Here is a 14,096-nt window from a genome sequence, read left to right as displayed (position 1 = left end):
AGATGCGGATTTTCTGCAAACATAAATAATATCCAAGAAATATCTGGGATTGTTTGTAAAAACTTCATTACAGCTTGCTTCGGTTAATCCAAAATCTCAAATCCAAAATCTCAAATCGGATGACAAGTCAACCCATTACCCAAATTAGTGTAGAAGAACTTGCCCAACATTTGTCAAAAGGTGAGTCTAATATTCAGCTTGTGGATGTGCGTGAACCCCAAGAAGTCGCGATCGCTCACATTGAGGGTTTTGTTAATTTTCCTCTCAGTCAATTTGCTGAATGGGGAAATGAAATCCATACCCACTTAGATCCACATGCTGAAACCCTGGTACTTTGTCATCATGGCATTCGTTCGGCTCAGATGTGTCAGTGGCTAGTGAATCAGGGATTTACAAATGTGAAAAATATTTCTGGTGGTATTGATGCTTACTCGATGTTAGTTGACCCTTCGATTCCTGTGTATTAAGGAAGAATGACGATGTCAGGTTATTTTGCTATTCTGAACTCAAGAGTTCATGAATAGTAAGTAAACTGTTATCAACCCTATGATGGGGGCAGATAAGCACCACAAATGCATAAAAGTTCTATTTGCAGGGACTTACACCCACCAATAAAAGTGATAACTGATCACTGAATAAATATAATTTTGTGAATTTAACAAGATAGAACTGTTGTAACGTATTTTTAGATACTTCAATAATTTACTATTTTGCTTAACTAATAATAATGCTTTTTGCTTCCCAATTTAATAATTTTTGTTTTTCAAAAACTAATTAAAATTTTGCTTTGGTAAACTTTAGGTATGGAAGTCCAGCTAACTAATCGTCAACAGCACATTCTTAAGGCAACAGTACGTCACTACATCGCTACAGCAGAGCCTGTTGGCTCCAAAGCTCTGCTAGAAGAGTACAATCTGGGTGTGAGTTCAGCAACGATTCGTAACGCCATGGGTGTGTTAGAAAAAGCTGGGCTACTTTATCAACCCCATACTTCTGCTGGGCGAGTACCTTCTGACTCTGGCTATCGGATTTATGTTGATCAGTTGATCACACCTTCTGATACTTTAGCTAGAAAAGTAGAAGAAACACTACAAATACGCCTGAATTGGGAAGATAGAGGTTTAGAAAATCTTTTGCAAGGTGCAGCTCAAATTTTAGCGACCTTGAGTGGATGCATCAGTTTGATTACTTTGCCACAAAATGTTAGCGCACTGTTGCGACATTTACAATTGGTGCAAATTGAACCTGGGCGAGTAATGTTGATTGTAGTTACAGATAGTTATGAGACAGACTCAGTATTATTAGATTTACCACTAAAAGATAAAGATACACAACCTGATCCAGAACTAATAGATAGGGAATTGCAAATTGTTTCTAACTTTTTAAATAGCCAATTACGGGGACGCAGTTTGGTAGAAGTCGCTAACCTGAATTGGAGTGATTTAGATCGAGAATTTCAGCACTATGGCGAATATTTAAAAAATTCCTTAGCAGAATTTAGTCGTCGTAGCTTGACACCAGGGGTAACACAAATAATGGTGCGTGGAATGGCGGAAGTTTTGCGACAACCAGAATTTTCGCAACTACAACAGGTGCAAACTATCATCCAACTATTAGAGGAAGAACAAGAGCAACTATGGCGATTAATATTTGAGGAAAATGAGACTGAGGAAGTGGGTAAACCACGAGTAACAGTCAGGATTGGTGCAGAGAATCCTTTAGAACCAATTCGCAATTGTAGTTTAATTTCTTCCACCTATCGTCGTGGTTCAGCACAGGTAGGTAGTGTGGGAGTTTTGGGACCAACACGCCTAGATTACGAAGGAGCGATCGCTTTAGTTACTGCTGCTGCTGAGTATTTATCAGAAGCTTTGAGTGATCTAAATCCATCATGACAAAGGATAAATGACGCTCGTAACGAGTAGAGACGCCAAATTCCGGGTCTTTACATTTGTGCCAATCTACTTGATTACAAATATTTTTTTGCTTCGTTAGCAGGCGACCAAAACCATCCTTGTAGATCCCAAGTACGAGCATAAGTATACTTTGTCACTTTGTTATATGCATCTCTGGCTTTTGAGGTTTGATCAGTTAGTCTGTATAGTTCACCTTGAATCCATAAGCAGGTAGCTGTATCGTTTAAAGCACCTCTTCCATTAATAATCTGATTTTCTTCTTTGGAAACTATGCCTACGGGTGGTATTGGCTCATTTTGTTCTTTAAGCTTTGCTTGAATATTATCTGCATCTTGTTGAAATCTGTCTATACATTCGTTGGTATACTCAATACCTTTATTAGCATCATCTATATTTTTAGTTTCTTCCACTTTTATCAAGCTAGACCAAGCTAGTTCTATTAACTGATTTTTATCTTGAGGTAGGGTAGGTTTTACAGGTTGGGTTACCTCTTGTTGATTGCGATCATCAGAACTGGATAGCTGCGTCGTTCCAAGATTTTTATAGATAAATATTCCTATAAATGACGAGATCAAGGCAATTACAATAGCCCCAAAACGTTCCTTTTTACCAAATTGTGTTATAACTGTGCCAAATTTTCTTGAAACTTTAGGTGGATTGAAATCTTGTTGAGCTTGATCACTATTTTGGAAATCGTTTTTATTATCTTGAGTACAATTAAGTTTTACTACAATTTCTTTTAAAATTGATTCACGTTGTCCTCCCTTAAAAATCGGTTCTAGTTCCTTACAACAGAGCTGACAAATAGCCTTGGTATTTCCTACTTCATATAGATGGTTAATGAGATTTATAGCAAAACTCTCTTCTGAGAGGTCGTTTATAAATCCAAGTTGTCTGTAGTAGCTGATTCCAAGTCTTATACATAGTGCTTCTCGTGTTTTTACTTTCGAGCTAATGAGTAATAAGTCTACTAATGTCTCTAGATCATCTTGGTTTAATTCTTCTGACATATTTTTAACTTCTTAGACTATTTACAATTTATTTTTGATTTAATATTTTCTAAATCAGCCGAGTATTTGCCTCTTTTAAATACAATTTCAAGTTCCTTGCAGATTTTACAAAGAGCTTGTTTGTCATCTATATTATGCAAATAGTCAATTAGCTCTGTGGCAAAGTCAGTGTCAGTAGATTGCCTGAGAAATCCAAGTTGATTGGGTTCAATTCCAATTTTTATACAAAATGCTTTTCGTGCTGAATATTCTGCCCGTCCGCTACGTATTAATAGTTCTGTAAGTATATCTCTGTCAGAATCGTCAGGTTCGTCAGATTCATCCTGATCAATATTTAGCTTTTTCTGTAGAATCGGGGTTAGTTGCTCTGGAACACCAGCCAACTGAATTGCAGTGCAACCAAATTCGTAGGCAAATTCCACGGGTCGCCCAGATCCGAGAGCATCGTAAAAACCCACAGCAAATTCTATTGCAGCTTTATCTGGGATCGCCTTTTTCATACCAATTACATAATTAATATGTTGAGCGATCGCTTGAGCTTGTACCTGAGAGTAACAGCCGTTAAGAACAACACACTTAACTTTATCTGCAAACAGTTTAAACAGTCCCGCTAAGGCTTCTGCATCGACTAGCGTTACCTGTCCAGTTTCATCTTCAAAGACTAGACCCTCATCTCCTGTCCCATGGCCAGAAAAATGAACAATTTGCGGATTGATATCGAGCATAGCTCTAGAGATGTCCCTCGGTCGTACTGCCCATTTCTGCTCTAAAACAAACTGATCGCGATGTGTGGATCGCTGCAATCCAGCATCAATTTCACGCACTTCCTCATCCAAACGCAGCGGTGTTGTACCTTTAGGATTTGCTGTCAAAATTAAGATTGTTTGCTTCATGAGCTTACTCCAGTTCTAATTGATCAGATTTCTCACTCAACTGGTTTTTATCAATAGCTAAACCATGGGATTTGGGTTTGTTACCTCTTTGTCTCCCAAAATTGGCGAAATTCGTTGCTTTCCAGCCATTGCTCGATTAGCTCAATGACTACTTGGCTCATATTTTTACTCTACATGATGCAGATAGAATGGAACCGTTTCTTTAAGTCATTTGTAATGGGAATGTGTATTTGTTTATTTAGTTGCTTTGATATTTATGTGCTTAATTGCAACATGCATAAACCTACAAAAGTAAACATGGCAATTCCGAAAAAATTCTCTCAACAGTAAACCAAAAAGTTTTTCCACCCATGGCGATCGCTAATCACACTTGCGTAAGCCAAGGTACTATAGGTTACTTATAAAATTTTAGATTTTAGATTGGCAAATTCTTTGTGCATAAGAGTTTTATAAGTCTATCTGTCGCATTCTTTTTTAAAATTGGTATTGAACATGCGGTATTTTTTAACGCTCCTATAATCCGTTGGTTACAGGTATTGGATATTTGATTTATTATCCCTGCTATCAAAACGGTGAAACAAGGAGTAATCAAACAATTTTTTAAAGGGAAAAAAGTGATCAAATTACCTATACGAGCGCTATTTGAAGAAAAAAATTTTGGATTACTGAAAATTACCTTTGGGTTGCTTTGGTTAGGATTAATTGCTTATGCTTTCTTACTTGCTCCTCCCAATCAACCTGATACTTTTGAGTTAATTAAAAATCTTTCTACTGGTAGATGGCAAGGGATTAATCCCTTGGTAATTGGACTGTTCAATCTTATGGGTATTTGGCCTCTTGTCTACAGTGCAGTTTTGTTTGTTGACGGTAAAGGACAAAAAATTCCAGCTTGGCCATTTGCTGCTGCTTCTTTCGGTGTTGGCGCATTTGCTTTATTACCCTATTTGGCTTTGAGAGAACCAAATACACAGTTTTCTGGCGAAAAAAATATCTTGATTAAATTCTTAGATTCTCGCTGGACGGGTATTATTCTGACTATTGGGGCGGCAATTTTAGTTGGCTATGGTATTGGACAAGGAGATTGGAGTGATTTTGTCCACCAGTGGCAAACTAGCCGTTTTATCAATGTGATGAGCTGTGATTTTTGTCTGCTGTGTGTGTTATTTCCTACTTTATTAAGAGATGATATGACGCGACGACGTGGTTGGAAAAGTTCTGGAATATTTTGGCTGTTCGCCTTAATTCCATTATTTGGCTCTCTGCTATATTTGTGCATACGTCCATCTTTGCCAGAAGTTTCCCAATAGGGATTACCAATGTTTTTGGGAGCATTCCAAATTTTCCAAAAATCCGCCTGAAATTGAAATCGCTGTTTGATTTATTTGAGTCGTCTTTTAACGGTTTAAAACCTTATACCATTTCACGTTAATCGCGATACACATAAATAATGTACCAGACGCGATATATCGCGTCTCTACAAAAAAATATGTTTCATTTTTAAGGGAAATCGGTATTATAACATTTCACTAAAACCCTGATACAAATACAAATGGTGTAAAGACGCGATATATCGCGTCTGGGACAAAATTTATGTGTATCGTGATTAACGTGAAATGGTATTAGCGGTCATTTTAAAAAATGGAATGCTCCCATTTTTTTTGAATTGATATTACTAAAATTCCATATCGATTGCTCGTCTAATTTTATAAATTTCTGGTAGCTGCCACCAAGCTAGATGAGGATATTCGTGATGTTCTTGGTGGTAGCCAAAGTGATAACAAGTAATAAATGACAACCATATTGGTAATGAAGTAGTTTCAGCATAATGAGGCTGACTGTAACCTTCAATAGGTTCGCGATGTGTCAGGAATGTACCAAAATAAAATAATTGTAATGAACTAAATAATGAAGGTAATGCCCAAAATAATGTGAGATTAGATTTTGGTATGTGCAGTATATAATTAATTCCGTTAAAAGCAATGATCCAAGTGAGAATTTGTCCCCAATCCCAGTAATTTTTCATAAAATAAAAATACCAAGCAAAGAAATTCTTATGCTTGCTATCATGAAAATCGGGGTCTAATTGGCTAGCAGGATGATTGTGATGCATCCAATGCTTTTTCAATAGTAATTTGTAAGATAAAAAACCATAAATAAACAGGGATATTGTTCCCATCAGGTGATTGATTTTGATATTTTGAGGAAAGGCGACTCCATGCATCGCGTCATGGGCAGTGATAAATAATCCTGTAAACAAAAAAGTCTGGAAGAAAATTGCAAGCACTAATTCTAAGATATTCAATTCGGAAATATTGATTGAAAATAAGAAAATTAAACTAGTTGTCCATAGACTTATAATTAATATAGCAATTAAAAGCCCTATGATACTATCAATTATTTTATGAGATATATGTTTTGAATACATTATGTTTTACTCCAAAAGATACTTAAATTTTTGACTAGTGGTCTTCTAACTTAACTTTGAAGGGTTAATAGTGAGCGCTTAAGCACTCACTACTAACCCACACTAGTTTTGCAAGACACTTTATTGAATGATTTGGAGTAAGTCACGTAGGACGCTATAACCTTTGAGATCCCAAAGTAAATATGCGATAAAACCGATCATTGCTAGACGTCCTTGCCAAAGTTCAGATTGAGGAGTAAAACCAAACTTCACTGCATTGCGATCGCTACCGTTGTATGCTTTTTCTGTTGCGTCACTAGGATAAAGTCCCATTGTTAATTTTCCTTACGCATTAAATTACTTTTTCATAGTATTTACCCATTCATGTAGTGCTATCTATCTATAGTGTCAAATTATAAACAAGTCTAAAGACTGAGATTTTATAGAATAAGAGGAGTTATTTGCATCACTATATTCTATAGAGAATGAATTAACAATTAGAGATGTTTTATCTTAAGATAAGTATTCAAATCAACAATTAATTACATATAATTTGCTTAAGAAGTTAGATTTACGCAAAATTATCATGGTAAAGTCTTATTTTATTATTAAAATCTAACAAAAGTCAGAAGTTTTTAGATAAAATTTTCATCAAACTAAAAAACATCGAATAGTTTTTTAGTGAGAAAATATGGCTCCTACAGTATTAATTACAGGCGGTTCTGAAGGTATTGGTAAAGCAACAGCTTTATTATTTGCCCGTAAAGGATATGATCTTGTACTTGCAGCCCGTCATGGCGATCGCTTGCAATCTACAGCTCAAGAAATACAAAGTATTGGTGGAACAGCACCATTGACAGTTACTTGCGATGTTACAGATCCATCTCAGGTAAAAGCATTGGTAGACAATGCATTGGATCATTATGGTTATATTGATGTGCTGGTGAATAATGCAGGTATATTTGTAGAAGGGCCTGTAGAGCAATTTTCTTTGGAAGATTGGCACAAGGTTATCGATACAAATTTATGGGGATATATTCACACGATTAATTTACTTTTGCCTCATTTTCTCTCTAGAGGAAAAGGAACCATTGTTAATGTCAGTTCTATTAGTGGTAAAGTTCCTAATCCTTATTTAGTGCCATATTGTACAACTAAGTTTGCCATCACAGGTTTAACAGAATCGCTACATGCAGAATTACAACCGAAAGGAATTTTTGTTTGTGGGATATATCCGAATTTAATTAAAAGTAGTTTCCTCGAACGGGCTATTTTTAGAGGAAAAGATGAGCAAGATATGCAAAAACGTCGCCAACAAATTGAAAATCTTTTCCAAAATCCGGTGGTAGAGAAACCTGAAGATGTAGCAAATACCATTTGGGATGCTGTTAAGAACCATAAATCTGAAGTGTTTGTTGGTTCTGCGAATTTATCACAGACAATTAATCGTTTATTTCCTGGTTTAGTTCAGTGGGCTTCTCGACAAGTGTTTAAAAATGAAGATAAATAATATAGGAATCCGGTTTGATTCGGTGAACTTACTCGTGAAAACCGGAAACAGAGAACAGGTTAAGAAGATAATTTTTTGGTGCGATCGCCAAGTGCATGATTACAGTTTCTCATCAAAGCGATGTCTGGCGACAAGAAGCAAAGCTTCTACGCAAGATTTGCACTTTACAAAATTTGTGTCATGTGTGCATCCTAGCTTGTCGCTATTGGTTGGTTTCCATTTTCGTTACCCTCTACACTGGCAACAAATGACGGTTGCTGTGAACTAGATTTTGGCGACTCGCCTCGCAGTCCTTTGCGGCGTTGATTTTTTGGAACTCCTCCCGCCATACCATACTCTACACTGCTTTTACCATATTTAACCCCAACTCCCATCAGCATATGCTCTGTCATATCTCCTAATTCACGCTCTGTTTGAAGCATGTCAGTGTACAATTTATCCAGGTTGGCAAGGGCGCTGTTGTATGCGTTCTCTTTAGTTCGCATTGTCTCAATGAGAGTTGATAAGGCTGTTAGGGTGAGTCCACTGCCCACATCTAGATTTGGATCAATTGAGTTCATACCAGCGGCACGACGCACTGCTTTTTGTAATACTGTAGAACTTCTTTGTCTACGACTCATATACGCACCTTGTAAAAACTATAGTAACATTATTTACTTTAAATGATACCCGTATAGATCAGCCTGAGAGAATTTTGGCAAATCTGCAACAACTTTTGCTACAAGCGATAGTTGGGATAAATACGGAATATACTGAAATGAGAAAGTATTTAAGCTAATTGAGAAAGCAAACTGCGGTTTGCTTGCTGAAAACACCTTTAGGAGAAAGCAAACTGCGGTTTGCTTGCTGAAAACACCTTTAGGAGAAAACATTTAAGCTAATTGAGAAAACAAACTGCGGTTTGCTTACTAAATCTCATGATTCTTATCTCTATAACCATTAAAGAAGGAACAGGGAACGGGCAGCACTTTTAAGGATGGGGTTGATTTGGGCGATGTCTACGACGGGCTACGCCTACGCACTTTTGATGATGAAGTTGATATGGGCGATCGCTTTGGTCATTGTTTATATAATCTTGCTATCATCTCTATTCTGTCAGAGCATCAAGTTTAGCCAGTATTTTTAAGCCTTCTTCTGGGTCGCCAATCGCAGCCATTGCTTTAAATCTTGTATAGGCATCAAATTCTGCTAAAGCTATGGTAGAAAGTTCTTCAATTAGCTTGTTGACACTTATGCCTTTGGCTTGAGCAAGTTCTTTCAATCTATTATGCTTATCGTCTGGTAAACGAATAGTTAAAGTTGCCATCTTTGTTTAACTCCTAATAATAATTTCTTTAGGTTTTAATATTGATAAGTTAGGAAATAACAATTCAGCATTTTGGAAATCTTTGACATTGTGAGTGGCTAGAATTTGAGCATTGCCTGCAACTGCTAATTCAATTAAGTGATTGTCAGCTTCGTCTTTTAAATTCGGTCGCCATAAATAGTAGATATAAATCCATTGACTTACGCTCATTAATGATGCAAGTAAAGCCGAAATTTCTTTACTAGTTAAAGGGCATTTAGTAATAACTTCTTCTCGCTGAATCACTGACTCATACTCAGAAAATAAAGCATTTCCCATCAAAGGCTGATATTCTCCTTGCAAGCAGCGTCGAATGAGTTCTCGACTAGATCCTTTAGAGCTAATCAGCGCACTAATAAAAACGCTAGTATCAATTACAATTTTAATCGCCATGTAATTATGATATCATATAAGCTATCATAAGATTTATTATCAAAAGACTCAAAAGCGATCGCATTTATAGCAACTGTGTCAAATGAGCGATGTCTGACGACAAGAAGCAGAGCTTCTACGCACTTTTTGTAAAGATTCAACTAAATGGGTTCAATGTGGATATACCACAACCCTCAAAATCCTTAATATTTCTAGTAACAAGTGTTAAAGAATGTATTTTAGCTGTTGCCGCAATAAATATATCAGCTTGCGAGCGCGGTTTACCTTGGGTTCTCAAAAAGCCTCTCAATTCACCCGAATACTGGGCAATTTCTGAGGTGATGGGAAGAATTTGACAGTGAGTGAAGAGAAAGTTTTCAAACCAACTTTGGATTCTAGCATTAGGTTTGGCTGTTAAACCATAATAAATTTCCTCAATTGTAATGACACTTAAGTTAATACATGTCACAGTCCCGCTCCATGCTATTACCCCTGGATTTGGCATTGGGCGAGTTAATTCACTGATTATATTTGTGTCACAAAGGTGACTCATCCTATTCTTCCGTAAAAGGATTGTCGCGATCGCTTCGTCGTGGTATCTCTAAAGTATAATTTTCTTCAGTACATAACTGCTGAAGTTCTTTAAAGACTTGAGCTAGAGATGTTTTCGCTGTTTTTTGCCGCCAGTTTAAAAATTCTTGAAAAAGCTCAGGATCTACAATTGCAGCCACTAATTCCTGTTGAGTATAAATTAGCTGAGGTTCTTGACTAGTCGCGTTAATGATTGAAGGTAGCTGTTTTTCGGCTTCTTCAAGTGTCCATTTCATGGTAAAAACCTCCAAGTTTTGGAAGTATTGGATATAAAGGCTTTTCTCAAGTTAACTTATTTTACTAAGCGATGCTCCAAAGGAGCCGCTACGCGAACGCATTTTTGATGATGGGGTTAATGTGGGCGTTCGCTTCGTGCTGGTATCTCTAAGCTATAATTTTCTTCTACGATGGGGTTAAGTCCGTCGGCATAAAGCATGTGGCGTCACCAGCCATTCAAAAGTGACTATTGACAACCCTGATGATGATTTCACTAATCAAATAGTAGAACTGCTATATAGAGCTACAAACTCAAGTGGCTGCTTTTCGGATGGGCTTGATTATTGCTTGATTGTAAATTTATGTAAACAAAACAATAAATTTTTCCTGTCTCAACTGAAGAACTTATAGAACCAAGGCGCCAATTCGGAGAGTTCTGTGAATACTGGATGATAGGAAAATGATGAATCTTCAACAAGCAGAATTATATACACGTATTCAAGAGTTTTCTTTAGACGAAAAGGATGCTGTTTTTCCGTTCAGCAAGAAATTAGCGAAAGAAAATGGTTGGAGTGCTGAGTATACAAAACGGGCAATTGAGGAGTATAAAAAGTTTGCTTTTTTATCAATAATTGCAGGACATACGGTAACGCCATCAGAACAAGTAGATCAAGTTTGGCATCTCCACCTAACTTATACACAATCTTATTGGAACGAATTTTGTTCAAAGGTTTTACAAAGACCACTGCATCACAACCCGACTCGTGGCGGTAGCGTTGAACATCATAAATACCAAGATTTGTATATTCAAACTTTGGCAAGTTACGAGCATTTTTTTGGGCAAATTCCACCAACAGATATTTGGTCATCACCACATATTCGTTTTGGTCGTGATAGCAAGTTTGTGCGGGTGAATCTTCAAGAAAACTGGATTTTACCTAAATCATTATTCCAGTTTCCAAAGATAAATTTAGATTTTTTGAGACCACGCGCTTTAGGAAATATATCACCAGTTTTATTAATCCCATTTTCCTTGGGATTAATAATAGCAAACAATGAGCCTTTATTCGCAGCTACGATTACTAATCCACTGGATTTAAATGGCTCGGAATTTCTCTGGTTTTATTTTTTGCTAGCAATTTTTACTTTTGTGTGCGCTATAAGCTTGCGTTGGTTTTTCCGAACATCTGGGAAGAATTATCTAGGTGAATCTAGCTCTCTAGATGCTTATGAATTAGCATATTTAAATGGTGGTGCATATCGAGCCGTAGATGCTGCGATCGCTAAACTTGTTCAAGAGAAAGTTCTGAAAGTATCAGCGAAAAACCGGAATTTATATTTAGAAAAGGCTCCATCTGCCAATAGTCACCCTTTGGAAAAATCAATCACAGAAGCAATGATTGAGGAAAGCATTAGTGGTACGAATTATGCTCCGATTGAAACTATCCGCACAAGGGTAATATCAGCAACGAATTCAATTAGGCGAAACTTAGAAAAACAAGGTTTATTAGTTAGCGATCGCCAAGCAAAAATAATTAATATTGCAACTGCAACACCCGTCTTAGTATTATTAATGTTGGGAATCAGCAAAATTATCGTGGGAATTTCCCGCGATAAACCTGTCGGTTTTTTGGTAGGAATGTGCATTGTGATCGCGATTGTTGGATTCTCGCTCTTGGCTAAACCACACCGGACTCAATCTGGCGATCGCACTCTCAATTACTATCGTTCATCCTACTCCCAGTCATCTGACATTGCATTTGCCTTTGCTTTATTCGGTAGTGCAGTCTTAATAGGTTCTTTAGCAGATTTAAAACAAGCCTTCGTACCGCCAACCACTAGTAGTAGTAGTAGTAGTAGTGTTGAGATCGGTGGTGGTGGTGATGGTAGTGGCTGTGGTGGTGGATGTGGTGGTGGATGTGGCGGGTGTGGCGGGTGTGGCGGTTAAGTTGGAAAATTTATGAAGAATTCAATTTTAGTAATTACTGGTATCGCAATCGCCTTGGGAATTTTAGCTGGTGCGTTCATAGTTTTATTAATTTTTTTAAAACGCCGACGTCTCGCAATAGACAGTCTTGTACGCATAGATAATATCGTCGGTTCTTACGGAACTGTGGAAATTCCTCTCAATCACAATAGCCCAGGAAAAATCCGCGTTAATATCAAAGGTTCCCTAGTAGATTTTGTCGCCCTCACCGATGAAAATCAAGAATTTTTTCCAGGCGATCGCGTTGTTGTTGTGAGGATGAAGGGTAATAGGGTTTGGGTGGTGGGATTGGGGATTGGGGATTAGGGATTCTCCAGAGGAGACGCTTCGCGTAGACGCGTAAGCGACTTCTCGTAGAGTACGGGGAGCGGGGATGAAACTAGAACTTTCGGGTTAAAACTAGAACTTTCAGGGTTAAAACTAGAACTTCCGAGATTATTGGTTAACCACTAACCAGCTACAACTAACTATGAAAAATATCGCAACTGTACAAGTCGGGCAAATTCCAGCGGATCGTCCTGTGATCACAAATCGAGATAATGGGGTAGAAGGGTTACTGTTTACTAGTCTCCCGATTGCTGCTTCTATTTTTGGCGCTATTGTTATTGTCTGGTTTTTGAAGTCGTTTTTGTGTATTTGCAAGCCTAATGAAGTTTTGATTCTTTCGGGACGTAAGTGGCGAAACAAGGATGGACAACAATTAGGTTACAGGGTTTTGGTGGGTGGACGTGCGATGCGGATTCCGATTGTGGAAACTGTTAAACGCATGGATGTAACAACAATGCCTGTGCGCGTGGAGGTACGGAACGCCTATGCTAAAGGGGGGACACCTTTAAATATTCAAGCGATCGCCAATGTGAAAATTTCCACTGATCCGGGGGTGGTGGGTAATGCGATCGAACGTTTTTTGGATCGCGATCGTTCAGAGTTGGCGCGTGTTTCTCGTGAAACTCTAGAAGGATATTTGCGGGGTGTTGTGGCGACTTTAACACCAGAAGAACTCAACGAAGATAGACTAAGTTTTGCAGAACGCATCGCTTCTGATGTCAGTCGTGATTTAGCGAAACTGGGATTACAACTCGATACTTTAAAAATTCAAAGTGTTTCTGATGATGTTGATTATCTCAAATCCTTGGGACGTAAACAAATAGCCTTAATTCTCAGAGATGCAGAAATTGCCGAATCAAATGCGATCGCCCAAGCAGAACAAGTAGAAGCCCAATGTGAAGAACACGCCCAAGTTGCTAAAACTCAAGACAGAATTATTGTTTTAGAAAAAGAAAACGAACTACGTAAAATTAAAGCCAAATTAGAACAAACAGCCCGTTCTGAAGAAGAAATTACCAAAGCAGCAGCCCAAGAAAAGAAAGCCAAAGCCGAACAAGCACTACAAGCATTACGAGCTGAATTAGAACGTCTGCGTTTACAAGCAGATACAGTTTTACCAGCTTTAGCCCAATCTCAAGCCCAAGAACTCCATGCTAGAGGTAAAGCCGCCGTATTAGAAGAAAATGCGAAAGCAGCAGCATTAGTCAACGATATTCTTTCCCAAGTTTGGCAGCAAACAGGAACAGAAGCTGGGAAATTATTTTTAATTCAACAAATCGAAATGGTATTACAAGAAGCAGTCCAAATTCCCCAGCGAATTCAAATCGATAAAGTGAATGTGATTGACAACGGCGATGGAAAATCTTTGGCTAGCTTAGTTAATGTTTACCCAGAGATTGTGTTGCAATTTTTAGAAAATGTTAATCGGACATTAGGTATTGATGTAACGGGAACTCTTAATCAGGAGTGATCGGGGATTGGGGATCGGGGATCGGGGATCGGGGATCGGGGATCGGGGATCGGG

Annotated in this window: 16 protein-coding genes; 7 read left to right on the top strand and 9 right to left on the bottom strand. The window is 37.8% G+C overall.

The features are described from left to right. The first annotated feature begins 119 nt into the window (after positions 1–119). Together B4U84_RS09220 and hrcA are read left to right on the top strand one after the other, a co-directional pair. Entirely contained in the window at positions 120–467 is a 348-nt protein-coding gene (locus B4U84_RS09220) for a rhodanese-like domain-containing protein (RefSeq protein WP_131117178.1), read from the top strand. Between the two features lie 336 nt (positions 468–803). Beyond that, positions 804–1,895, top strand: coding sequence for a heat-inducible transcriptional repressor HrcA (gene hrcA, locus B4U84_RS09215; protein WP_131117175.1), 1,092 nt, complete (start codon positions 804–806; stop codon positions 1,893–1,895). A gap of 74 nt (positions 1,896–1,969) precedes the next feature. Here the strand turns inward: hrcA and B4U84_RS09210 are convergent, their stop codons facing one another. Further along, the gene (locus B4U84_RS09210) at positions 1,970–2,926 is read right to left on the bottom strand and encodes a hypothetical protein (protein ID WP_131117172.1); all 957 of its coding nucleotides are present in this window, start codon (positions 2,924–2,926) and stop codon (positions 1,970–1,972) included. Positions 2,927–2,943: 17 nt separating this feature from the next. After that, positions 2,944–3,819, bottom strand: a complete 876-nt coding sequence (locus B4U84_RS09205; RefSeq protein ID WP_131117169.1) for a CHAT domain-containing protein — start codon at positions 3,817–3,819, stop codon at positions 2,944–2,946. 614 nt (positions 3,820–4,433) lie between these two features. On the opposite strand from B4U84_RS09205, the gene B4U84_RS09200 reads away from it, so the two are divergent. After that, on the top strand, positions 4,434–5,126 hold the full coding sequence (locus B4U84_RS09200; protein WP_242677582.1) for a DUF2834 domain-containing protein: 693 nt from the start codon (positions 4,434–4,436) through the stop codon (positions 5,124–5,126). A gap of 365 nt (positions 5,127–5,491) precedes the next feature. Here B4U84_RS09200 and crtW read toward each other — a convergent pair whose 3' ends face one another. Together crtW and B4U84_RS09190 are read right to left on the bottom strand one after the other, a co-directional pair. Beyond that, positions 5,492–6,244 (bottom strand): beta-carotene ketolase CrtW, encoded by a 753-nt coding sequence (crtW, locus tag B4U84_RS09195; protein WP_131117166.1) that lies wholly within the window; start codon positions 6,242–6,244, stop codon positions 5,492–5,494. A gap of 120 nt (positions 6,245–6,364) precedes the next feature. Beyond that, positions 6,365–6,556: a chlorophyll a/b-binding protein gene (locus B4U84_RS09190; RefSeq protein WP_016859136.1), complete on the bottom strand. Its 192-nt coding sequence runs from the start codon at positions 6,554–6,556 to the stop codon at positions 6,365–6,367. A gap of 358 nt (positions 6,557–6,914) precedes the next feature. Here B4U84_RS09190 and B4U84_RS09185 point away from each other — a divergent pair, with 358 nt between their 5' ends. Next, a complete protein-coding gene (locus B4U84_RS09185) occupies positions 6,915–7,733 on the top strand; it encodes an SDR family NAD(P)-dependent oxidoreductase (RefSeq protein ID WP_131117163.1) in 819 nt (272 codons plus the stop codon). Between the two features lie 191 nt (positions 7,734–7,924). Here B4U84_RS09185 and B4U84_RS09180 read toward each other — a convergent pair whose 3' ends face one another. From B4U84_RS09180 to B4U84_RS09160, 5 genes are all read right to left on the bottom strand, one after another. Next, positions 7,925–8,353: a hypothetical protein gene (locus tag B4U84_RS09180; protein WP_131117159.1), complete on the bottom strand. Its 429-nt coding sequence runs from the start codon at positions 8,351–8,353 to the stop codon at positions 7,925–7,927. A gap of 467 nt (positions 8,354–8,820) precedes the next feature. After that, positions 8,821–9,039, bottom strand: coding sequence for a toxin-antitoxin system HicB family antitoxin (locus B4U84_RS09175; protein WP_044447505.1), 219 nt, complete (start codon positions 9,037–9,039; stop codon positions 8,821–8,823). Between the two features lie 6 nt (positions 9,040–9,045). After that, positions 9,046–9,471 carry a putative toxin-antitoxin system toxin component, PIN family gene (locus tag B4U84_RS09170; protein ID WP_131117156.1) on the bottom strand — a complete coding sequence of 142 codons (426 nt, stop codon included), beginning with the start codon at positions 9,469–9,471 and terminating at the stop codon, positions 9,046–9,048. A 136-nt stretch (positions 9,472–9,607) separates the two neighbouring features. Next, the gene (locus B4U84_RS09165) at positions 9,608–10,003 is read right to left on the bottom strand and encodes a type II toxin-antitoxin system VapC family toxin (RefSeq protein ID WP_131117153.1); all 396 of its coding nucleotides are present in this window, start codon (positions 10,001–10,003) and stop codon (positions 9,608–9,610) included. A gap of 1 nt (position 10,004) precedes the next feature. Further along, complete coding sequence (locus B4U84_RS09160; protein WP_131117150.1) at positions 10,005–10,277, bottom strand: prevent-host-death protein; 273 nt, start codon at positions 10,275–10,277, stop codon at positions 10,005–10,007. 440 nt (positions 10,278–10,717) lie between these two features. Between B4U84_RS09160 and B4U84_RS09155 the strand changes: the two genes are divergently transcribed. The 3 genes from B4U84_RS09155 to B4U84_RS09145 all read left to right on the top strand — a co-directional run bounded on the left by B4U84_RS09155 (position 10,718) and on the right by B4U84_RS09145 (position 14,042). Beyond that, on the top strand, positions 10,718–12,205 hold the full coding sequence (locus tag B4U84_RS09155) for a TIGR04222 domain-containing membrane protein (RefSeq protein ID WP_242677581.1): 1,488 nt from the start codon (positions 10,718–10,720) through the stop codon (positions 12,203–12,205). A gap of 12 nt (positions 12,206–12,217) precedes the next feature. Continuing rightward, positions 12,218–12,550, top strand: coding sequence for an NfeD family protein (locus tag B4U84_RS09150; RefSeq protein ID WP_044447514.1), 333 nt, complete (start codon positions 12,218–12,220; stop codon positions 12,548–12,550). A 163-nt stretch (positions 12,551–12,713) separates the two neighbouring features. Beyond that, positions 12,714–14,042 carry a flotillin family protein gene (locus tag B4U84_RS09145; RefSeq protein ID WP_131117147.1) on the top strand — a complete coding sequence of 443 codons (1,329 nt, stop codon included), beginning with the start codon at positions 12,714–12,716 and terminating at the stop codon, positions 14,040–14,042. Positions 14,043–14,096: the final 54 nt, after the last annotated feature.

Source organism: Westiellopsis prolifica IICB1, assembly GCF_004323185.1.
GTDB lineage: Bacteria > Cyanobacteriota > Cyanobacteriia > Cyanobacteriales > Nostocaceae > Pelatocladus > Pelatocladus prolificus_A.
The sequence above is the reverse complement of the archived record's forward strand: the minus strand, read 5'-3'. Positions and strand labels throughout refer to the sequence as shown.